The 21660-nt window shown below is 35.7% G+C and carries 19 protein-coding genes and 1 rRNA gene; 8 read left to right on the top strand and 12 right to left on the bottom strand.

Going from position 1 to position 21660, the window contains the following annotated elements:
- Window positions 1-76 precede the first annotated feature (76 nt).
- Together WAZ07_RS23535 and WAZ07_RS23530 are read right to left on the bottom strand one after the other, a co-directional pair.
- Window positions 77-274, bottom strand: a complete 198-nt coding sequence (locus tag WAZ07_RS23535) for a DUF951 domain-containing protein (RefSeq protein ID WP_090916295.1) — start codon at window positions 272-274, stop codon at window positions 77-79.
- Between the two features lie 20 nt (window positions 275-294).
- Entirely contained in the window at window positions 295-1143 is an 849-nt protein-coding gene (locus WAZ07_RS23530) for a mechanosensitive ion channel family protein (RefSeq protein WP_139207677.1), read from the bottom strand.
- A 470-nt stretch (window positions 1144-1613) separates the two neighbouring features.
- Here WAZ07_RS23530 and yyaC point away from each other — a divergent pair, with 470 nt between their 5' ends.
- A complete protein-coding gene (gene yyaC / locus WAZ07_RS23525; RefSeq protein ID WP_090916299.1) occupies window positions 1614-2210 on the top strand; it encodes a spore protease YyaC in 597 nt (198 codons plus the stop codon).
- A gap of 21 nt (window positions 2211-2231) precedes the next feature.
- Here the strand turns inward: yyaC and WAZ07_RS23520 are convergent, their stop codons facing one another.
- From WAZ07_RS23520 to rpmH, 10 genes are all read right to left on the bottom strand, one after another.
- Window positions 2232-3080, bottom strand: a complete 849-nt coding sequence (locus tag WAZ07_RS23520; protein WP_170857746.1) for a ParB/RepB/Spo0J family partition protein — start codon at window positions 3078-3080, stop codon at window positions 2232-2234.
- Complete coding sequence (gene soj, locus WAZ07_RS23515) at window positions 3073-3834, bottom strand: sporulation initiation inhibitor protein Soj (RefSeq protein WP_090916303.1); 762 nt, start codon at window positions 3832-3834, stop codon at window positions 3073-3075. Before soj ends, WAZ07_RS23520 begins: the two co-directional genes overlap by 8 nt.
- 587 nt (window positions 3835-4421) lie before the next feature.
- Window positions 4422-5270, bottom strand: coding sequence for a nucleoid occlusion protein (noc, locus tag WAZ07_RS23510; protein ID WP_336474395.1), 849 nt, complete (start codon window positions 5268-5270; stop codon window positions 4422-4424).
- Window positions 5271-5658: 388 nt separating this feature from the next.
- On the bottom strand, window positions 5659-6378 hold the full coding sequence (gene rsmG, locus WAZ07_RS23505; RefSeq protein ID WP_336474394.1) for a 16S rRNA (guanine(527)-N(7))-methyltransferase RsmG: 720 nt from the start codon (window positions 6376-6378) through the stop codon (window positions 5659-5661).
- 21 nt (window positions 6379-6399) lie between these two features.
- Entirely contained in the window at window positions 6400-8289 is a 1890-nt protein-coding gene (gene mnmG, locus WAZ07_RS23500; RefSeq protein WP_336474393.1) for a tRNA uridine-5-carboxymethylaminomethyl(34) synthesis enzyme MnmG, read from the bottom strand.
- A gap of 19 nt (window positions 8290-8308) precedes the next feature.
- Complete coding sequence (gene mnmE, locus WAZ07_RS23495) at window positions 8309-9685, bottom strand: tRNA uridine-5-carboxymethylaminomethyl(34) synthesis GTPase MnmE (protein WP_336474392.1); 1377 nt, start codon at window positions 9683-9685, stop codon at window positions 8309-8311.
- 379 nt (window positions 9686-10064) lie between these two features.
- Window positions 10065-10682 (bottom strand): RNA-binding cell elongation regulator Jag/EloR, encoded by a 618-nt coding sequence (gene jag, locus WAZ07_RS23490; RefSeq protein ID WP_336474391.1) that lies wholly within the window; start codon window positions 10680-10682, stop codon window positions 10065-10067.
- The gene (spoIIIJ, locus tag WAZ07_RS23485; protein WP_336474390.1) at window positions 10679-11446 is read right to left on the bottom strand and encodes a YidC family membrane integrase SpoIIIJ; all 768 of its coding nucleotides are present in this window, start codon (window positions 11444-11446) and stop codon (window positions 10679-10681) included. Before spoIIIJ ends, jag begins: the two co-directional genes overlap by 4 nt.
- 39 nt (window positions 11447-11485) lie before the next feature.
- Window positions 11486-11851 (bottom strand): ribonuclease P protein component, encoded by a 366-nt coding sequence (rnpA, locus tag WAZ07_RS23480; protein ID WP_336474389.1) that lies wholly within the window; start codon window positions 11849-11851, stop codon window positions 11486-11488.
- A 77-nt stretch (window positions 11852-11928) separates the two neighbouring features.
- Window positions 11929-12063 (bottom strand): 50S ribosomal protein L34, encoded by a 135-nt coding sequence (gene rpmH, locus WAZ07_RS23475; RefSeq protein WP_000831901.1) that lies wholly within the window; start codon window positions 12061-12063, stop codon window positions 11929-11931.
- Window positions 12064-12626: 563 nt separating this feature from the next.
- On the opposite strand from rpmH, the gene dnaA reads away from it, so the two are divergent.
- From dnaA to WAZ07_RS23440, 7 genes are all read left to right on the top strand, one after another.
- Complete coding sequence (gene dnaA, locus WAZ07_RS23470) at window positions 12627-13970, top strand: chromosomal replication initiator protein DnaA (protein ID WP_090916318.1); 1344 nt, start codon at window positions 12627-12629, stop codon at window positions 13968-13970.
- A gap of 187 nt (window positions 13971-14157) precedes the next feature.
- Window positions 14158-15303 carry a DNA polymerase III subunit beta gene (gene dnaN, locus WAZ07_RS23465; protein WP_336474388.1) on the top strand — a complete coding sequence of 382 codons (1146 nt, stop codon included), beginning with the start codon at window positions 14158-14160 and terminating at the stop codon, window positions 15301-15303.
- A gap of 127 nt (window positions 15304-15430) precedes the next feature.
- Window positions 15431-15643: a S4 domain-containing protein YaaA gene (gene yaaA / locus WAZ07_RS23460; protein WP_028411084.1), complete on the top strand. Its 213-nt coding sequence runs from the start codon at window positions 15431-15433 to the stop codon at window positions 15641-15643.
- Between the two features lie 12 nt (window positions 15644-15655).
- On the top strand, window positions 15656-16783 hold the full coding sequence (gene recF, locus WAZ07_RS23455; RefSeq protein WP_336474387.1) for a DNA replication/repair protein RecF: 1128 nt from the start codon (window positions 15656-15658) through the stop codon (window positions 16781-16783).
- A gap of 38 nt (window positions 16784-16821) precedes the next feature.
- Window positions 16822-18744 carry a DNA topoisomerase (ATP-hydrolyzing) subunit B gene (gyrB, locus tag WAZ07_RS23450; RefSeq protein WP_336474386.1) on the top strand — a complete coding sequence of 641 codons (1923 nt, stop codon included), beginning with the start codon at window positions 16822-16824 and terminating at the stop codon, window positions 18742-18744.
- Window positions 18745-18835: 91 nt separating this feature from the next.
- Complete coding sequence (gyrA, locus tag WAZ07_RS23445; protein ID WP_336474385.1) at window positions 18836-21301, top strand: DNA gyrase subunit A; 2466 nt, start codon at window positions 18836-18838, stop codon at window positions 21299-21301.
- Between the two features lie 235 nt (window positions 21302-21536).
- Window positions 21537-21660, top strand: a 16S ribosomal RNA gene (locus WAZ07_RS23440); the annotation flags it as partial.

Genomic DNA, 21660 nt, shown 5'->3' with positions numbered 1-21660 from the left:
TTGAAGCGAGAATCTTACTGCCCATTAATCGCTAAATAAAAAACAGCAGCAACAATGCCGCTGTTTCCTATTTCATCTATTCTTCATGCTTTACAAGTACTTTCTTCACCTTACGATCAAATTCTCTTCGAGGAATTAATACCGAATGGTCACACCCCTCGCACTTAATACGGATGTCCATTCCCATACGGATAATCTTCCAGCGATTTTCGCCACATGGATGAGCTTTCTTCATTTCCACTACATCATGCAAATTATATTGTTTTTGCTCCATTCCCTAAGCTCCTCTCACTGCTAATTTACTTTTTCATTCATCAGCTCTTCACGATTGTATAGAACCATACGCGGATATGGAATTTCAATTCCGTGTAAATCTAGGCGATTTTTAATTTCTTTACGTAGTGCTCTCGCTACCGCAAAATGTTCCATCGGTTCTACTTCAGCTGTAACCCTCAAAACAACCTCTGATGCTGCTAAACTCTGTACACCTAATAATTGCGGACGAGTAACCATTTGCTCATACCTTGTTGGTAATTCATCTAACAATTTTTCAAGAACTTGTTCTGCATGTTCAATATCACTTTCATATGAAATAGATACATCTACAAAGGCAACGCTATTACTAACAGAGAAATTTGTTACTTCCTTAATACTTCCATTTGGAATAATGTGAATTTCTCCTGTCCATTTCTTCATTTTTGTTGTACGTAAACCAATTTCTTGAATAACTCCTTCAAATTGACCTAGGCGGACATAGTCCCCTACTGAAAATTGATCCTCTAATAAAATAAAGAATCCAGTGATAACGTCTTTGACTAAGTTTTGCGCACCAAAACCAACCGCCAAACCAACAACCCCTGCACCGGCTAATAATCCTTTTGTATCAATTCCAAATACTCCTAAAATCGCAATTATTACAATGAAAAAGATGACATATGTTAAAATGTTTTCTAATAATTTCGCTACTGTCATCGTTCGTCTTTCGGAAATTTGAATTGGCGATTTGGCCTTCATTTTAAAAGCATTACGAATAATCACTCTACCAACTCGAATAACTACACTCGAGATAAGCCAAATAAGTATGAGTTTCAGTAAACCAAGACCAATTTTCTCCCATAATCCTATATCTAATAACCAATTCATAAAGTCTGTATATAAGTCGTGAAGTCCTTTCATCGCGACCTACCTTTCTATCTCATATTCATTATTCATTGTAACAGAATTTCTCCTTATTTTACGAAAAAAGTTCTTTCATACACTTTTATTTTCGCACTCCATAAGGTATAAAATAACACATTTTTTTATATACTAGTACTAGTATTCTACAGACTACATGATACGCTTCATCCTTTTTTATACTTTATAAATCTCTAAATCCAAGAGTATCCTTCTCTTCTGCCCATATCAGATCTTTTGAAACGATCTTATCCTATAAGAAAGCGACATCTGCACAATAGGAATACTAGAAACACTTTCTAATTATTACCTAACATAAAATGATGTTTCTCCTAAACTAAAAGTAAAATAGTCATTACCTCAAGAGAAATATGTAATATGCAAAAATCAGGTTTATATGAAATACACTAAATTCTATTAAAAAGGATGGATGCTTCGTGAATATCGGAAGTTTTCGTTTACCTTTTTTTGAAAAAGATTCGCAGCAGGTTATGTATCATGATGTGAATTGCAATCAAACCATTAGTAGTTTTCTACTTTCTCATCTCCCAATCGAACAAGATTCTCCACTTATTATACTTTGTATCGGAACAGATCGCTCAACTGGTGATGCATTAGGACCCCTTGTTGGTTCAAAACTACAAGATCACAACATTCAAAATTTCCATTTATACGGAACATTAGAATCACCCGTCCATGCTTTAAATTTGGAAGAAACAATTACAGAAATACACAAATCATTTATAAATCCCTTTATCATTGCAATTGATGCCTGTCTAGGAAAATCACAAAACATTGGTTCAATTACAGTTGGAAAAGGGCCTAGTAAGCCTGGAGCAGCTATGAATAAAAACCTTCCCGCAATTGGTGATATGCATATTCATGGTATTGTAAATTTAAATGGTTTTATGGAGTTTTTTGTACTACAAAATACAAGACTAAATCTTGTTATGAAAATGGCTACTGGCATTGCCGAAAGTATTATTGAAATTGATAAAAAAATTGCTGTAATGAAAAAAATAAACCATCTATAATCGAAGATGGTTTATTTTTTATCATTCTCCCGATAAAATCTCTAAAATGCGTTGCAAATCATCTTTATTGAAAAATTGAATTTCAATTTTTCCTTTTTCTTGTTTCGTTTCTTTAATTTTTACAGATGTTCCAAATCGTTCTCGTAACACCGTTTCTTGTTCCTCAAAAAAGATATTTCTTTGTGGTTTTTGTTTCTTTGTTTCACGTGAAACATATTCATTCATCTGCTGAATAATTTGTTCCAACTGACGGACATTTAATCCTTCTTCTTTAATTCGTTGTAATAAACTATTGATTTTTGTTTTATCTTTTAATGCAAGTAGTGTTCGTCCATGTCCCATAGAAATGCTTCCATTTACAATCATTTCTTGTACGAAAAGTGGGAGAGAAAGTAAACGAATGTGATTTGCAATATGTGGTCTGCTTTTTCCAAGCCGCTTTGCTAACTGTTCTTGCGTTACCTTAAGCTCTTCCATGAGCATTTGATAAGCTAATGCTTCTTCAATAGGCGTTAAATCTTCACGTTGCAAATTCTCTAGTAGCGCAAACTCCATCATTTGTTGATCATTTAACTCTCGAACAACAGCAGGAACTGTTTTAAGCTTTGCTTCTTTTGCAGCACGAAATCTCCGTTCTCCTGCAACGATTTCATATCCTTTAATACTTTTTCGAACAATAAGAGGTTGTAAAATCCCATGTTCTTTAATTGATAACGCTAACTCTTGAATTGCTTCACTATGAAAATATTTACGCGGCTGATATGGGTTAGGACGTAATTGATTTACTTGCAATTCTTGAATTGTTTCTCCCTCTTTCACATCTAAATCTGGAAAAAACGCATTAATTCCTCTTCCTAGTCCTTTAGCCACCTGCAATCACTTCCTTCGCTAAATCTAAATACACTTCTGCCCCCCTTGACTTAGCATCATACATCATAATTGGCTTTCCATGACTCGGTGCCTCACTTAAACGTACATTACGCGGAATAATGGATCTATATACTTTATCTCGGAAGTATTTCTTCACTTCATCAATTACTTGTAACCCTAAATTTGTACGAGCGTCTAGCATTGTTAGTAAAACACCTTGAATTGCTAAATTTTTATTTAAATGCTTTTGTACAAGGCGAACTGTATTTAATAATTGACTTAACCCCTCTAGGGCATAATACTCACATTGAACAGGAATAATAACAGAATCTGCAGCAGTTAATGCATTAATGGTTAATAAACCTAAAGATGGGGGACAATCAATAATAATATAATCATATTCATCACGAATCGGCTTCAGTGCACGCTGCAGGCGAACTTCCCGGGAAATTGTCGGTACAAGTTCAATCTCGGCTCCTGCTAGTTGAATGGTAGCAGGGAGTACATCTAAATTCTCAGTTGTTGTTCGCTGTATAACAACACGAACGTCCATGTCTTCTACAAGCACATTATAAATACATTCATTTAAATCTGATTTTTCAATTCCGACTCCTGTCGTTGCATTCCCTTGTGCATCAATATCAACAAGAAGTACTTTTTTTCCTACTTGTGCCAATCCAGCTCCTAAATTTACCGATGTTGTTGTCTTTCCAACCCCACCTTTTTGATTAGCAATGGCAATGATTTTCCCCATGATGTCACCTACTTTCAACCTTTATATCTTATTCTACAAATGATTATTTTCATTTTAACATGAAACAATCACGCTTCTTTTGTTTCTGTATATTAAACTTCAAAATTTATTTACAAACTCCTTCTTAATTTTAAAAGAAAATATAGTACTTATAAAGTGAAACTTCTATCAACGGGGTGCTTTTCCCCGTTGATAGTTAGTTGAACCAATCGGGCTCTTAGGGGCAGTTATCTCTCACCTTACTTCTTTTTCTCCCTTGAAATCTTAAAGTGAGGGATATTACTGCCCGTTAGTAGCGGGATAAAGTGAAACTTCCATCAGTAAGACCTTACTATATAAATTGATTTTGATTTTTCAACATATAGATTGCTGCTATGCAGAAAAAAGGACCTTTCACTCGCTTTCTCCCTTTGTTTGAACTTCATATGTGGTAGGAAAAGGCCCTGATCGCTTCTATGCATGGCCAGATGCTCTCGCTCATCTAAAAAGAGAGGGGGGTTTGTCATTTTTCAATTTGAATTTATATAGTTTTTAATGCGTGACAAAATAAAAAGACCTCTTTCAATGATTGAGGTCTTTCTGTTTTCTTACTTCTTTTTTGGAATTTTAATTGTAATTTGATAGTATTCATCAAATTCTTCTTCTTCTGAATTCACATTTAAGCCACTATTCGTAACCATTTGTAAAGATTGACGAATGGTATTCATTGCAATACGCATATCACGGCTTACCGCTTTTTGTTTTGCTTTTCGTTTCGGTTTCGTTTCTTCTAACAATTTAGCAATTCTATCTTCTGCTTGTTTCACATTCAATTGCTTTTCAACAATTTCCTGTAAAACCTTTAATTGAATCTCTTCATTTTTAAGTGGAATAAGAGCACGAGCATGACGTTCTGTAATACTCTTCTCTAATAGCGCTTGTTTAATCTCTTCAGGTAACTTTAATAGCCTTAACTTGTTCGCAATTGTAGATTGCCCTTTACCTAGTCGCTGCGCTAATGCTTCTTGCGTTAAATTATGTAATTCAATTAACTTCTGATAAGCAACAGCTTCTTCAATTGCTGTAAGTTCTTCTCGTTGCAAGTTTTCAATTAAAGCAACAGAAGCGGTCTCAGTATCGTTCAAATTTTTTATAATAGCCGGAACAGTTTCCCAACCTAATTTTGTAGCAGCTCGAAAACGTCTTTCACCAGCGATAATCTCATATTTATCCCCTTCATACTTTCGAACAACAATTGGTTGAATTAATCCATGTGTATGAATTGTAAGAGCAAGCTCTTCAATACGAGCATCATCAAAAATTGTCCGTGGCTGATAGCGATTTGGAATGATATTTGCTAACGCAATTTGTTTAATTTCTTCACGGCTTTCTTCTTGTAACGCTAATTCAGCCTCTTTGTCTCCAAAGCCAAATAAACGAGAAAATGTGTTTTTCATACATATTCCACCACCTTGAATCCTATTGAATACTCTATACAAAAATGTTCCATGTGAAACATTTACGTTTTTATCCCGCTATTCGTGGGCAGTAGTATCCCCATCTCAAAGTTTTTCCATACACAAAGAAGATAGGTGGAGATAAACTGTCCGCAAAAGCCCAATTTGTTGAACTAACGATTAGTGAGAAGTGCAGCCTCCCTACTAATCAAAGTTTCACTTTATTTTTTTCGCTCTAACGGGCAGTAAGCCCACGCCTCAATATTGTAAGAAATCTAAAAAGATAGGTGGTGGATAACTGCCTGTAAAAGCCCGATTCGTTCAACTAATCATCAGTGCTGATGAACTAGCTTACTGATATATAACTTAATCTTACGTCTAATAAGATTTATTTTTCAATAGGTAATTTATTCGGTGTTCCTGGCTTACGAGGATATTTCTTTGGCGTTTTTCTCTTTTTCTCAATCAATAAAATGTTACGTTCACTTTCCTCGAATGGTAATTTAAACGTAGACATATCCTTCAATTCACCACCAAGCACTTGCAGAGCATACTTACCATTTTCAATTTCTTCGTTTGCAGCTGCACCTTTCATTGCAATAAATGTTCCCCCTACTTTCACAAGTGGTAAACACAATTCACTTAAGACAGAAAGGCGAGCAACGGCGCGTGCCATTACAATATCAAAAGACTCACGTACTCCTTCTTTTTGTCCAAATGTTTCAGCACGATCATGACAAAATGCTACGTCTTGTAATTCTAATTTTGTTGCTAAATGATTTAAAAACGTAATGCGCTTTTGCAAGGAGTCGACAATTGTAATTTTTAAATTTGGAAAACATATTTTTAATGGAATACTAGGAAATCCCGCTCCTGCACCCACATCACAAATAGAAAATGGCTTTGAAAAGTCATGATGGAAAGCAGCTGTAATAGAATCAAAAAAGTGTTTTAAATACACTTCTTCTTTCTCCGTAATTGCTGTTAAGTTCATTTTTTCATTCCAGTCAACTAATGTCTCAAAATAGATTTCGAATTGTTCTAACTGCCTAGTAGAAAGAGTAATCCCTCTTTCTACTAGCATAGATTGAAATTGTTCTATATTCATCTCGCTATATCTCCTAACTATTTATTGGTTCGATACTCGTGCAATTTTTCCTTGTTCTATATACACAAGTAAAATGGAAATATCAGCTGGATTTACCCCAGAAATACGAGATGCTTGCCCCATAGATAGCGGACGGACATCTTTTAATTTTTGACGTGCTTCAGAAGCTATTCCAGAAATTGCATCGTAATCAATATCAACCGGAATCTTTTTGCTTTCCATACGCTTCATACGTTCTACTTGTTGTAAAGATTTTTCAATATATCCTTCATATTTAAGCTGAATCTCAACTTGCTCTGCTACTTCAGCACTAACTTCTACTTCACTTGGAGCAAGAAGATGAATATGCTCATATGTCATTTCTGGACGACGTAATAAATCGCTCGCACGTATACCATCCTTTAGCTCGCTTCCACCAGCTCCGCGAATGAGCTCTTGTACTTCAGGACGCGGCTTAATAATAATACTTGCTAAACGTTCTTTTTCTTTTTCAATTTTCTCTTTCTTTGTTGTAAAACGTTCATAACGTTCTTCTGGAATTAAACCAATTTCATGGCCAATCTCTGTTAAACGCAGGTCTGCGTTGTCATGGCGTAATAATAATCGGTATTCTGCACGGGATGTTAATAGACGATATGGTTCATTTGTACCTTTTGTAACTAAATCGTCGATTAAAACACCAATGTATGCATCTGAACGATTTAAAATCACTTCTTTTTTACCTAATGAACGGCACGCAGCATTAATACCCGCCATTAAACCTTGCCCTGCCGCTTCTTCATAACCAGATGTTCCATTAATTTGGCCTGCTGTATATAAATTTTGTATTTTCTTCGTTTCAAGTGTTGGCCACAGCTGCGTTGGTACAATTGCGTCATATTCAATTGCATATCCTGTACGCATCATCTCTACGTTCTCTAGGCCAGGAATAGTCTTTAACATCTCACGTTGTACATCTTCTGGTAAGCTTGTCGATAAGCCTTGTACGTATACTTCCTGTGTATTACGACCTTCTGGTTCTAAGAAAATTTGATGACGCGGCTTATCATGGAAACGAACAACCTTATCTTCAATGGAAGGGCAATATCGTGGACCTGTTCCTTTAATCATGCCAGAATACATAGCGGAACGATGTAAGTTTCCATCAATTAAACGATGCGTTTCTTCACTTGTATATGTTAACCAGCATGGAATTTGATCCATGATAAACTTTGTTGTTTCAAAAGAGAACGCACGTGGTGTATCATCACCTGGTTGAATTTCTGTTTTACTATAATCAATTGTACTACTATCTACACGCGGAGGCGTACCTGTTTTAAAACGAACTAGCTCAAATCCAAGATCTTCTAGATGCTCCGATAATTTCACAGATGGTTGTTGATTATTGGGACCGCTTGAATATTTTAAATCCCCAACGATAATTTCACCGCGTAAAAACGTACCTGTTGTAATAACAACTGTTTTCGCTGTATATTCTGCTCCAGTTTGTGTAACAACACCTTTACATACACCATCTTCTACAACTAAGCGTTCAACCATCGCTTGACATAATGTTAAATTCGGCGTTTCTTCGATTGTTTTTTTCAATTCATGCTGATACGCAAATTTATCTGCCTGGGCACGAAGTGCACGTACCGCTGGACCTTTTCCTGTATTTAGCATACGCATTTGAATATGTGTTTTATCAATATTTTTTCCCATCTCGCCGCCAAGCGCATCAATTTCACGAACAACAATTCCCTTTGCAGGTCCACCAACTGAAGGGTTACACGGCATAAACGCAACCATATCTAAGTTAATTGTTAACATTAATGTTTTTGCTCCCATACGAGCTGCTGCCAAACCTGCTTCACATCCTGCATGGCCCGCACCGATTACAATAACATCATAAGAACCAGCGTTGTATCCCATTTTCTATTCCTCCTTACAATTACTTTCCTAAACAAAATTGAGAGAATAACTGATCAATTAAACTTTCGTGTACAGTGTCTCCCGTAATTTCACCGAGTATTTCCCACGTTCTTGTTAAATCAATCTGCACCATATCAATCGGCACGCCGCTATGAATAGCCGCGATTGCATCACCAATCGTCTTTTCTGCTTGTGTTAATAAACCAATGTGACGAGCATTCGATACATATGTCATATCAGCTGCTTCAATTGCTCCTTCAAAGAAGAGATCAGCAATTGCCTGTTCTAGCTCATCTACACCTTTCTCTTCAAGTAAAGCTGTTGTAATAACACGAGCTGAACCAGCTAATTTTGTAACATACTCCATATCAATTCGCTGCGGTAAATCTGTTTTATTTACAATGACGATAAAGTCTTTCCCTTGCACCGCTCGGAATAACTCTTCATCTTCACTTGTTAACGCTTCGCTATAATTGACAACAAGAAGAACTAGATCTGCTTTAGTCATCATCTCTTTTGAACGCTCGACACCAATTTGTTCTACAATATCCTCTGTCTCACGAATACCAGCTGTATCAATAAGTTTAAGAGGTACACCGCGCACGTTCACATATTCTTCAATAACATCTCGGGTTGTTCCTGCTATATCCGTTACAATTGCCTTCTTTTCTTGTACAAGGCTATTTAATAGCGATGACTTTCCAACATTCGGTCTTCCGATAATAGCCGTTGCAATTCCTTCACGCAAAATTTTCCCTTGCTTTGAAGTTTGTAACAACTTTTCAATTTCTGCTTTAACATAGGTTGCCTTCTCAATTAAAACACCATGAGTCATTTCTTCTACGTCATCGTATTCCGGATAATCAATGTTCACTTCTACATGAGCTAACGTTTCTAAAATTTCTTGTCGCAAACGACCAATTAATTTTGATAATCGACCTTCCATTTGATTAATCGCAACGTTCATTGCACGATCCGTTTTAGCGCGAATTAAATCCATAACCGCTTCTGCTTGCGATAAGTCAATACGCCCATTTAAAAAAGCACGCTTTGTAAATTCTCCAGGCTCTGCTAAGCGAACACCTTGTGATAAAATAAGCTGTAATACTTTATTTACAGAAACAAGGCCACCATGACAATTTACCTCAACAATATCTTCACGCGTAAATGTCTTTGGTGCCCGCATAATTGAAACCATAACTTCTTCAATAACTTTATTTGTATCTAAATCCACAATATGCCCATACTGAATCGTATGAGATGGAACTGTTGTTAAATCTTTCCCTTTAAAAATGCGGTTTACCTTCTCTACCGCATCATCTCCACTTACTCGAACAATGGCAATTGCACCTTCCCCAAGAGCTGTAGAAATCGCAGCAATTGTATCAAATTCCATGTTCTTTCACCTCACTTGCTTATTTCTCTATATTTCAACACGTTTTTTCTTTCACTAAATTATTAGGATACCATAACGAAACTGCGTAAAAAAGAATAATAACTTATTTTATTATGTCCTCACCTAAATCGCACTAAACTTATCCATTGTGCATAAGTTTAGTGCGATTTATTTATCCACAGCTCATTCTCTGTCTTTATATTTTATCCAGTAAAAAACCGGCACTCAAACGAGTTACCGGTTTATCCCGCTCTAAAAGGCAGTAAAACTCCTACTTCAATCTTCTAAGAAATGTAAAGCAGATAGGTTACCTATAAGAGACTGGTTTGTTCAACTAGCCAGCCCTCTAGAATCAATTCCTCAGGATGGAAGTTTCATTTTATTTCGGAGATACAACAACATGTCGATGTGGTTCTTTACCTTCAGACGTCGTAATTACATATGGATGATTCGAAAGTGCTTGATGTATAATTTTTCTTTCAAAAGAAGGCATCGGTTCTAACACAACCCTTTTTTTCGTATTGCTAACTTGCTTTGCTAACCGAAGCGCAAGCGATTCTAACGTATTTTTTCGTTTATCGCGATAATTTTCAGCATCGATTGTTACACCGATATATTGTTTCGTGCTACGATTCGCAACAAGTTTTGTTACATATTGTAAAGAATTTAATATATTCCCTCTTTTTCCAATCATTACACCAACATCACTACCAGAAAGTGTAAAGTGGATATCACGCCCTTTTACATCTACTCCAACAGTTACATCAACAGCCATTTCTTTTATGATACTTTTCAAATAAAGTTCTGCTTCTTCTACAGGATCTTTTTTTACAATGACCTCTACAATAGCAGACCGTCCTCCAATAAAACCAAGAAAAGCTTTTTTCCCTTCATCAATGACATGTATCTCAACTTTATCTCTTGATACTTGCAATTGTTCTAATGCGAATTGCACTGCCAGTTCGACTGTTTGTCCTTTAGCAGTAATCATACTCACTTATTTGATCCTCCTGCCTTACTAGCCTTAAGATCCGGCCCTTTGATCAAATATGTTTGAGCGATACCAAAGATGTTACCTACTACCCAGTAAAGAGATAATGCAGCTGGGAAGTTAATTGCGAAAACTAAAATCATAATAGGCATAAGCCAAAGCATCATTGCCATTTGTGGATTTTGTCCAGCAGTACCAGCCATTGCAAGCTTTTGTTGAATAAACGTTGTGATCGCTGCAACAATTGGAAGAATATAATATGGATCAGCATGACCTAAATCAAACCATAAAAAACTATGTTGTTTAATTTCTGATGTTCTGATAATTGCATGATAAAATGCAAATAAAATTGGCATTTGAATAAATATTGGTAAACAACCTGCTAATGGATTGATACCATGTTTTTGATACAATTGCATCATTTCTTGTTGCAATTTTTGTTGAGTTGCTTGGTCTTTAGAGCTATATTTTTCTTTTAATTTTGCCATTTCAGGTTGTAACACTTGCATTGCTTTCGTACTCTTCGTTTGCTTAATCATTAATGGTAATAAAGCAAAACGAATGATAAGAGTCGTAACAACAATCGCTAAACCATAGTTATTGCCAAATAATTTTGCAAAATACGTGATTAACTGAGAAAGTGGATATACGAAATATTCATTCCAAATTCCCGTACTTTGCGATGTAATCGGCTGATTTGTTTGATTACAGCCAGCAGCAATTGCCATAACAGCAATAAGCATGACTAGTAAGCCTATCTTTTTTTTCACAGCCTGCTCCTCCTTATTTCGGTATGTATATAGTGTAATTCATTTTCCTCTTTTTTCGTCACTTTTTGCTCGTTTAATTCCTGAGCGCTGCAGAGCATGAATTAAGCTTTTCTTTAATTGTTCATAGTTCATATCTGAACAAGGCTTCCTTGCTATTATAACAAAATCTTTTCCAGAATCTATCTCATCTTTTAATTCTGTAAAGGCTTGACGGATCATACGTTTAATGCGATTACGCACGACTGCATTCCCTAATTTCTTACTAACGGAAAGACCAATTCGAAAATACGGTTGATCAGGCTTCTCTAACTGATATATGACAAATTGACGATTGGCATTTGATTTTTCATTTTGAAAAACAGCTTGAAATTCCTCATTCTTCTTTACACGATTCTTTTTCTTCATATCAATTGAACACTCCTGTATTTCGCCAGTGGAAAATTCATAATTACTAGAAAAAAGACCACTGAACGATCAGTGGCCTACGCAGATAATACTTTTCTACCTTTACGACGACGAGCTGCTAGAACTTTACGTCCGTTCGCTGTGCTCATACGGCTACGGAAACCATGTACTTTGCTGCGCTTACGTTTATTTGGTTGATAAGTTCTTTTCATTATATGACACCTCCCTGAGGAATAACTGTTAAAGACAGTCCTATAAATTATAGTTAATTTGTTAGGAGAATGTCAATGCTTCTAAAAATTTTAATCAAATATTCATTTTCTCCCTATTCACAATGTTGTTCACAGCAGACTCTATTTGTTGTGGATAATTTTTTTCGCCACTTTTTTCTATCCACAAATATTTTTTTCGTTTTTACACAGTATATCGTATTGTGGACAAGTTTATTCCACAAGGTATTGATTTTGTGGATAACTTTCCGAAATACATTGCTAACGCTATCTTTTTTTGATATTATAGTTGTGTTTTCACCTTGGACAAGTTTTTTCTAATTGTTATTTATCCACAATTTGTGTATAACTTGTGGACATGTATAATCACATGTGTATAAAAAGTTTTCCACAGTATGTTTTTTTGTCGAAAACTCTATTTCGTATTTAAAGCACTTTTTTTCTTTTAAAAAGTGTTACGTATAAATATACAGCGCTTTTCGTTTACGTTATACAAATATTAAACATCCTATTTACTCATCATCTTTTGTAAAGGAGGGACACCTTTGGAAAATATTTCGGATTTATGGAATAGCACCTTAAAAGAATTAGAAAAAAAAGTGAGTAAGCCTAGTTATGAAACATGGCTTAAGTCTACAAAAGCGTATTCTTTAAAAAAGGACGTATTAACAATTACTGCGCCAAATGAATTTGCACGTGATTGGTTGGAATCCCATTATTCTGATCTTATTTCAGAAACAATTATTCATTTAATGGGAGCAGAACTTACAATTCGCTTTATCATTCCACAAAGTCAAACAGAAGAGGAATTTGACTATCCTCCTGTTCAAAAGAATAAAACAATGCATGATGAACCTAATCATTTCCCACAAAGTATGCTTAATCCTAAATATATATTTGATACTTTTGTAATAGGTTCTGGCAATCGTTTTGCCCATGCTGCTTCTTTAGCTGTAGCGGAAGCACCCGCTAAAGCATACAATCCCTTATTTATTTACGGGGGAGTCGGACTCGGAAAGACACATTTAATGCATGCGATTGGTCATTATGTCATCGAACATAATCCAAACGCAAAAGTCGTTTATCTATCATCTGAAAAATTTACAAATGAGTTTATTAATTCTATTCGTGATAATAAAGCAGTCGATTTTCGCAATAAATATCGAAACGTCGATGTTTTGCTTATAGATGATATTCAATTTCTTGCTGGAAAAGAACAGACGCAAGAAGAGTTCTTCCATACGTTTAATGCATTGCACGAAGAAAGTAAACAAATTGTAATTTCAAGTGATCGTCCACCAAAAGAAATTCCAACATTAGAAGATCGCTTACGCTCACGTTTTGAATGGGGACTCATTACAGATATTACTCCTCCAGATTTAGAAACAAGGATTGCGATTTTACGCAAGAAAGCAAAAGCTGAGGGGCTTGATATCCCGAATGAAGTTATGCTTTATATCGCCAATCAAATCGACTCTAACATTCGTGAATTAGAAGGTGCCCTAATTCGTGTTGTAGCGTATTCTTCTTTAATTAATAAGGATATTAATGCAGATTTAGCTGCTGAGGCATTAAAACATATTATTCCAAACTCAAAACCAAAAATTATTTCAATTTATGACATTCAGAAGGCTGTAGGGGATGTTTTCCAAGTAAAATTAGAAGACTTTAAAGCAAAAAAGCGCACAAAATCTGTCGCTTTCCCTCGTCAAATTGCAATGTATCTGTCTCGTGAATTAACTGATTCCTCTTTACCAAAAATCGGTGAAGAATTTGGAGGACGTGATCATACTACAGTCATTCATGCGCATGAAAAAATTTCAAAACTGTTAAAAACAGATACACAATTACAAAGACAACTCGAAGAAATTCACGATATTTTAAAGTAATAACTAAATAATGTGAACAACGTGAATAACTTTTCTTGTTTTACACACAGTCTATCCACATGTAGATAGACTGTTTTTCCGTCTTTCTAATGAGTTATCCACATATCCACAAGTACTATTACTATTACTACTAATTTTTTATTATTATTAAATAAACTTAATTTTATACTTACCGGAGGTTTTCGATATGCATTTTTTAATTCAAAAAGACTACCTTGTCAGAAGTGTACAAGATGTAATGAAAGCTGTTTCCTCTCGTACAACAATTCCAATTCTTACGGGGATTAAACTTGTAGCAAATGAAGAAGGTGTTACATTAACAGGTAGTGATGCAGATATATCCATTGAATCTTTTATCCCAGTCGAAGAAGATGGCAAAGAAATTGTAGAAATAAAACAATTTGGAAGTATTGTTTTACAAGCAAAATATTTCAGTGAAATTGTAAAAAAATTACCAAGAGATACAGTTGAAATTTCTGTAGAAAGTCATTTTATGACAAAAATAAAATCTGGAAAATCTGAGTTTAATCTAAATGGTTTAGATTCAGCTGAATATCCATTATTACCACAGATTGAAGAACATCATGTATTTCAAATCCCAACAGATCTTTTAAAACATATGATTCGTCAAACTGTATTTGCTGTATCTACATCAGAAACACGTCCAATCTTGACAGGTGTAAACTGGAAGGTATATAACAGCGAGTTAACTTGTATTGCAACAGATAGTCATCGCTTAGCACTTCGTAAAGCAAAAATTGCAGGACAAACTATTGCAAATGAATTCCAAGCTAATGTTGTTATTCCAGGAAAAAGTTTAAATGAGTTAAGTAAAATTCTTGATGAGTCAGAAGAGATGGTAGATATTGTTATCACGGAGTATCAAGTTTTATTCCGTACAAAGCATTTGTTATTTTTCTCTAGACTATTAGAGGGTAGCTATCCTGACACTACAAGATTAATTCCGCCTGATAGTAAAACAGATATTTTCGTAAATACAAAAGAATTTTTGCAAGCAATTGATCGAGCATCATTATTAGCGAGAGATGGACGTAATAATGTTGTGAAATTATCAACTTTAGAAAATCAAATGTTGGAAATTTCATCAAATTCTCCAGAAATCGGAAAAGTAGTAGAAGAAGTTCAATGTGAGCAATTTGCTGGGGAAGAGTTAAAAATTTCGTTTAGTGCAAAATATATGATGGATGCATTAAAAGCGTTGGATAGTACAGAAATCAAAGTTAGTTTTACTGGTGCGATGAGACCATTTTTAATTCGTACTGTGAACGATGAATCCATCATTCAATTAATTTTACCAGTACGTACGTACTAAATTTATGATAAGGGTTACTAGTGCAAATCTACTGGTAACCCTTTTGATTTCTCGCTATTACTTTCCTAATGCTTGTTTATTTAGTACAATGAAAGAATGAACACTTTTAGAAAGTGAGCGATTTATGATGAAACGTATTCAAATTTCGACAGAATATATTACATTAGGACAATTTTTAAAACTGGCTGACGTGATTGATACAGGTGGAGCGGTAAAGTGGTTTTTACAAGAGTACGAAGTGTATGTAAATAAAGAGCTTGAAAATCGACGAGGCCGAAAATTATATACAAATGACATTATTGAAATTCCGGAGATCGGAACATTTCAAGTTCAAGGATAAAGGGGGATCCCTTTGTATATTACAGAATTACATTTACAAAACTATCGCAATTACGAGAAGTTAGATCTCTCCTTCGAAGATAAAGTAAACGTAATTATTGGTGAAAATGCGCAAGGAAAAACCAATTTGATGGAAGCGATCTACGTATTAGCGATGGCGAAATCTCATCGAACTTCTAATGATCGTGAACTTATCCGATGGGATGAGGATTATGGTAAAATAAAAGGGAAACTACAAAAAAGAAACAACTCTTTGTCTTTAGAGCTAAACATTTCCAAGAAAGGAAAAAAGGCAAAGTTAAATGGGCTTGAGCAACAAAAATTAAGTCAATATATTGGTATGATGAATGTTGTTATGTTTGCACCAGAAGATTTAAACCTTGTCAAAGGAAGTCCTCAAGTAAGAAGACGGTTTTTAGACATGGAGCTTGGACAAATAGCTCCTGTATATTTGTATGAATTAAGTCAATATCAAAAAGTCCTTACTCAGCGTAATCATTTGCTAAAAAAAATGCAAGGAAGCAGTAAGAGTGATGAAGCTATGCTAGATGTGTTTACACTTCAACTCGTTGAACATGGTGTAAAAGTGTTAAAAAAACGTTTTGAATTTTTGCGTCTATTGCAAGAATGGGCATCTCCAATTCATCGAGGCATTAGCAGAGGACTTGAAGAATTAGAAATAGTTTATAAACCAAGCATAGATGTATCAGAATCCATGGATTTGTCGAAAATAGAAGAAGTATACTATGAAAGTTTCCAATCTGTGAAACAACGTGAAATCTTCCGTGGTACAACCTTAATTGGGCCTCATCGTGACGATTTGCAATTCTTCGTTAATGGGAAAAACGTTCAAGTTTTTGGTTCGCAAGGACAACAACGAACGACCGCGCTTTCCCTGAAGTTAGCTGAGATCGAATTGATTTATTCAGAAGTTAACGAATATCCAATCCTTTTATTAGATGATGTGTTATCGGAACTGGATGATTACAGGCAATCACATCTGCTTAATACGATTCAAGGAAAAGTGCAAACGTTTGTAACAACGACAAGTGTTGATGGAATTGAGCATGATACATTAAAGCAAGCAAAAACAATTCATGTAACGAACGGCACAGTGGATTGTGGAGAAGAAGATAAATAACTTCTGTCTAAATGGAAAAGTAGGTGATCTTTGTGTCAATGGAACAAAAGCAAATGCAAGAGAATGCATATGATGAAAGTCAAATACAGGTGTTGGAAGGACTAGAAGCAGTTCGAAAACGTCCAGGGATGTACATTGGTTCGACGAGTGGAAAAGGTCTTCATCACCTTGTATGGGAAATTGTTGATAATAGTATTGACGAGGCATTAGCAGGATATTGTGATGAGATTAATCTAGTTATTGAAGAAGATAATAGTATTACAGTAACAGATAATGGTCGTGGTATTCCAGTTGGTACGCACGAGAAAATGGGGCGCCCCGCTGTAGAAGTTATTATGACTGTTCTTCATGCAGGCGGTAAATTCGGCGGAGGCGGTTATAAAGTTTCTGGCGGTTTACATGGTGTAGGTGCTTCTGTCGTGAATGCATTATCAACGGAGTTAGAGGTATTTGTTCATCGTGATGGGCAAATCCATTATCAAAAGTATGAACGTGGTATTCCAGTTGCAGACTTAAAGGTGATTGGGGATACAGATCACACAGGAACAGTGACGCGTTTCAAACCAGATGCAGAAATTTTTACTGAAACTACGGAATATGAATTTGATACGTTAGCAACTCGTTTACGAGAACTAGCGTTTTTAAATCGTAATATTAAACTAACAATTGAAGATAAACGTGAACATAAACAAAAGAAAGAATTCCATTATGAAGGCGGAATTAAGTCTTATGTCGAGCATTTAAACCGCTCTAAAGAACCAATACATGAAGAACCAGTATATGTAGAAGGTTCAAAAGATGGAATTCAAGTTGAGGTTGCTCTTCAATATAACGAAGGATATACAACGAACATTTATTCATTTACAAATAATATTCATACGTATGAAGGTGGTACGCATGAAGTAGGATTTAAAACAGCGTTAACACGTGTAATTAATGATTATGGTCGAAAAAATAATATTTTAAAAGATGCTGATAGTAATTTAACTGGTGAAGATGTTCGTGAAGGTTTAACAGCCATTGTATCCATTAAACACCCAGATCCACAATTTGAAGGGCAAACGAAAACAAAACTTGGAAATAGCGAAGCAAGAACAATTACGGAATCAGTTTTCTCTGAAGCACTTGAAAAGTTTTTACTTGAAAATCCAAATGTCGCTCGAAAAATTGTAGATAAGGGAACGATGGCAGCACGCGCGCGTGTAGCAGCGAAAAAGGCTCGTGAATTAACACGTAGAAAAAGTGCGCTAGAAGTATCAAGCTTACCGGGAAAACTTGCAGATTGCTCTTCTAAAGATCCTTCTATTAGTGAAATTTATATCGTAGAGGGTGATTCAGCGGGTGGTTCAGCAAAGCAAGGGCGCGATCGTCATTTCCAAGCAATTTTACCGCTTAAAGGGAAAATTATTAACGTTGAAAAAGCTCGTTTAGATAAAATTTTATCAAACGATGAAGTACGTACAATTATTACTGCGCTTGGTACGGGTATTAGCGGAGACTTTGATATTGAAAAGGCACGTTATCATAAAGTTATTATTATGACTGATGCTGACGTCGATGGTGCTCATATTCGCACCCTATTATTAACGTTCTTCTATCGTTATATGCGTCAAATTCTTGAGCACGGTTATGTATATATTGCACAGCCACCATTATACAAAGTGCAACAAGGTAAGCGAGTTGAGTATGCTTACAATGATAGAGAACTTGAAACGATATTAGCGGAGCTTCCGAAACAGCCAAAACCAGGTATTCAGCGCTATAAAGGTCTTGGAGAAATGAATCCAACGCAGCTATGGGAAACAACAATGGATCCAGAAGTACGTTCACTTCTTCAAGTTTCGCTTCAAGATGCAATTGAAGCAGATGAAACATTTGAAATTTTAATGGGTGATAAAGTTGAACCACGTCGTAACTTTATCCAAGAAAATGCAAAATATGTGAAAAACCTTGATATTTAATGACTGATGACAGGAATCGGAGTATTCCTGTCTTCTACGTATAAATGAACATGATATATCGATCGGAAATGTAATGAGGAGGTGCTGGTTGATGTCAGACAACCAACAACAAGGCCGAATTCGAGAAATTAATATTAGCCAGGAAATGCGTACCTCGTTTTTAGATTATGCGATGAGCGTTATCGTATCTCGTGCACTGCCAGATGTTCGAGATGGGCTAAAACCTGTACATCGTAGGGTTTTATATGCAATGAATGATTTAGGGATTACTGCCGATAAAGCGTATAAGAAATCAGCGCGTATTGTTGGTGAAGTAATCGGTAAGTATCATCCACACGGTGATTCAGCGGTATATGAAACAATGGTGCGAATGGCCCAAGACTTTAGTCAACGTTATATGCTAGTAAACGGACATGGTAATTTCGGTTCTGTCGATGGTGATTCGGCGGCTGCGATGCGTTATACAGAGGCAAAAATGTCCAAGATTTCTATGGAATTATTGCGTGATATCACCAAAAATACAATTGATTATCAAGATAACTACGATGGTTCAGAAAGAGAACCAATTGTATTACCTGCACGCTTTCCTAATTTATTAGTAAATGGTGCAACTGGTATTGCCGTTGGGATGGCAACGAATATTCCGCCGCATCAGCTTGGTGAAGTAATTGATGGGGTATTAGCGTTAAGTCACAATCCGGAGATTACAATCGCAGAATTAATGGAGTATATTCCCGGCCCAGATTTCCCAACAGCTGGTCAAATTCTTGGACGGAGTGGAATTCGAAGAGCGTATGAAACAGGGCGTGGTACAGTAATTCTTCGTGCAAGAGTAGAGATCGAAGAGAAGGCAAATGGGAAACAATCTATTATTGTAACTGAACTACCATATCAAGTGAATAAAGCAAGGTTGATTGAAAAGATTGCGGAGCTTGTTCGAGACAAAAAGATTGATGGTATTACAGATTTACGTGATGAATCAGATCGAAATGGTATGCGTATCGTCATGGAATTACGACGAGATGTAAATGCAAATGTGTTATTGAATAACTTATATAAACATACAGCACTTCAGACAAGCTTTGGTATTAATATGCTATCGCTCGTAAATGGGGAACCAAAAGTATTAAATTTAAAAGAATGTCTATATCATTACTTGGAGCATCAAAAGGTTGTTATCCGTAGACGTACTGCATATGAATTAGAGAAAGCAGAAGCTCGTGCTCATATTTTAGAAGGTTTACGCATCGCGTTAGATCATCTTGATGAAGTAATTACTCTAATTCGTAATTCGAAGACAGCAGACATTGCAAAGCAAGGATTAATGGAACGTTTTGGTTTAAGTGAAAAGCAAGCACAAGCAATTTTAGATATGCGTTTGCAACGTTTAACAGGGTTAGAGCGTGAAAAAATCGAACAAGAATATCAAGAACTACTTGCATTGATTGCGGAGTTAAAAGCAATTCTCGCAGATGAAGAGAAAGTTCTTGAAATTATTCGTGAAGAATTAACAGAAGTTAAAGATCGCTTCAATGATACACGAAGATCAGAAATTACAATTGGCGGTATGGAAGCAATCGAGGATGAAGATTTAATTCCAGAGCAAAACATTGTAATCACACTTACTCATAATGGATATGTGAAACGATTACCAGCTTCGACGTACAAAACGCAAAATCGTGGTGGACGTGGAGTTCAAGGTATGGGGACAAACGATGATGATTTTGTAGAACATTTATTAACAACATCTACACATGATCACATTTTATTCTTTACAAACAAAGGGAAAGTATACCGTACGAAAGGGTATGAAATTCCTGAGTATAGTCGGACAGCAAAAGGTATACCGATTATTAACTTATTAGAAGTAGATAAAGATGAATGGGTAAATGCAATTATCCCAATCCGAGAATTTAATGATAACCAATTTTTATTCTTTACAACAAAATACGGTATTGCAAAAAGAACGCCGCTTTCCTCATTTGCTAATATTCGTAACAATGGTTTAATTGCTATTTCTCTTCGTGAAGAAGATGAATTAATTTCTGTCCGTTTAACAACGGGTGAAAAAGATATGATTGTTGGGACGAGCAATGGGATGTTAATTCGTTTCCATGAACAAGATGTTCGGTCAATGGGACGTAATGCAGCGGGTGTTAAAGCTATTACACTCGGCGATGAAGATCAAGTTGTGGGTATGGAAATTGTAGAAGAAAGTATGGATGTTTTAATTGTTACGAAAAATGGTTATGGTAAACGTACTCCAGTTGAGGAATATCGTTTACAAAGTCGCGGTGGTAAAGGGCTTAAAACATGTAATATTACAGATAAAAATGGTAAGTTAATTGCTGTTAAGTCTGTGCACGGCGAAGAAGATATTATGCTTATTACAGCAGCAGGTGTGTTAATTCGTATGCCAGTTAATCAAATTTCTCAAATGGGACGTAATACACAAGGTGTTCGTTTAATTCGTTTAGAGGGCGATCAGGAAGTCGCGACAGTGGCAAAAGCACAAAAAGAAGATGAAGAAGAGAATCAAGGAAATGAAGAAGAATAAGGGAGAACCTCTCCCTTATTTTTTTTTTGAAAATAGGACTTGCTTATAAATTAGAAAATGTATATAATAAGCGAAGTCAGCAATTTTAGTTAATGAAAAGTTAAAAGAAATTGTTGACGGGAACAGAATATCATGTTATATTATAAAGGTCGCTAAAACGCGGCATTGAACTTTGAAAACTAAACGAAACAAACAACGTGAAACGTCAATTTTTATTTATGATGCTAGACAAACTTTATTGGAGAGTTTGATCCTGGCTCAGGATGAACGCTGGCGGCGTGCCTAATACATGCAAGTCGAGCGAACCGATTAAGAGCTTGCTCTTAAGAAGTTAGCGGCGGACGGGTGAGTAACACGTA

This window comes from Bacillus bruguierae (assembly GCF_037104725.1).
Taxonomy (GTDB): domain Bacteria; phylum Bacillota; class Bacilli; order Bacillales; family Bacillaceae_G; genus Bacillus_A; species Bacillus_A bruguierae.
This window is presented reverse-complemented; position numbering and strand designations above follow the sequence as displayed.

Coding starts and splice junctions, on each gene's coding strand:
- WAZ07_RS23535 (WP_090916295.1), bottom strand. CDS start 274: ATGGAGCAAAAACAATATAATTTGCATGATGTAGTGGAAATGAAGAAA.
- WAZ07_RS23530 (WP_139207677.1), bottom strand. CDS start 1,143: ATGAATTGGTTATTAGATATAGGATTATGGGAGAAAATTGGTCTTGGT.
- soj (WP_090916303.1), bottom strand. CDS start 3,834: ATGGGGAAAATCATTGCCATTGCTAATCAAAAAGGTGGGGTTGGAAAG.
- noc (WP_336474395.1), bottom strand. CDS start 5,270: ATGAAAAACACATTTTCTCGTTTATTTGGCTTTGGAGACAAAGAGGCT.
- rsmG (WP_336474394.1), bottom strand. CDS start 6,378: ATGAATATAGAACAATTTCAATCTATGCTAGTAGAAAGAGGGATTACT.
- mnmG (WP_336474393.1), bottom strand. CDS start 8,289: ATGGGATACAACGCTGGTTCTTATGATGTTATTGTAATCGGTGCGGGC.
- mnmE (WP_336474392.1), bottom strand. CDS start 9,685: ATGGAATTTGATACAATTGCTGCGATTTCTACAGCTCTTGGGGAAGGT.
- rnpA (WP_336474389.1), bottom strand. CDS start 11,851: ATGAAGAAAAAGAATCGTGTAAAGAAGAATGAGGAATTTCAAGCTGTT.
- rpmH (WP_000831901.1), bottom strand. CDS start 12,063: ATGAAAAGAACTTATCAACCAAATAAACGTAAGCGCAGCAAAGTACAT.
- dnaN (WP_336474388.1), top strand. CDS start 14,158: ATGCATTTTTTAATTCAAAAAGACTACCTTGTCAGAAGTGTACAAGAT.
- yaaA (WP_028411084.1), top strand. CDS start 15,431: ATGAAACGTATTCAAATTTCGACAGAATATATTACATTAGGACAATTT.
- gyrB (WP_336474386.1), top strand. CDS start 16,822: ATGGAACAAAAGCAAATGCAAGAGAATGCATATGATGAAAGTCAAATA.
- gyrA (WP_336474385.1), top strand. CDS start 18,836: ATGTCAGACAACCAACAACAAGGCCGAATTCGAGAAATTAATATTAGC.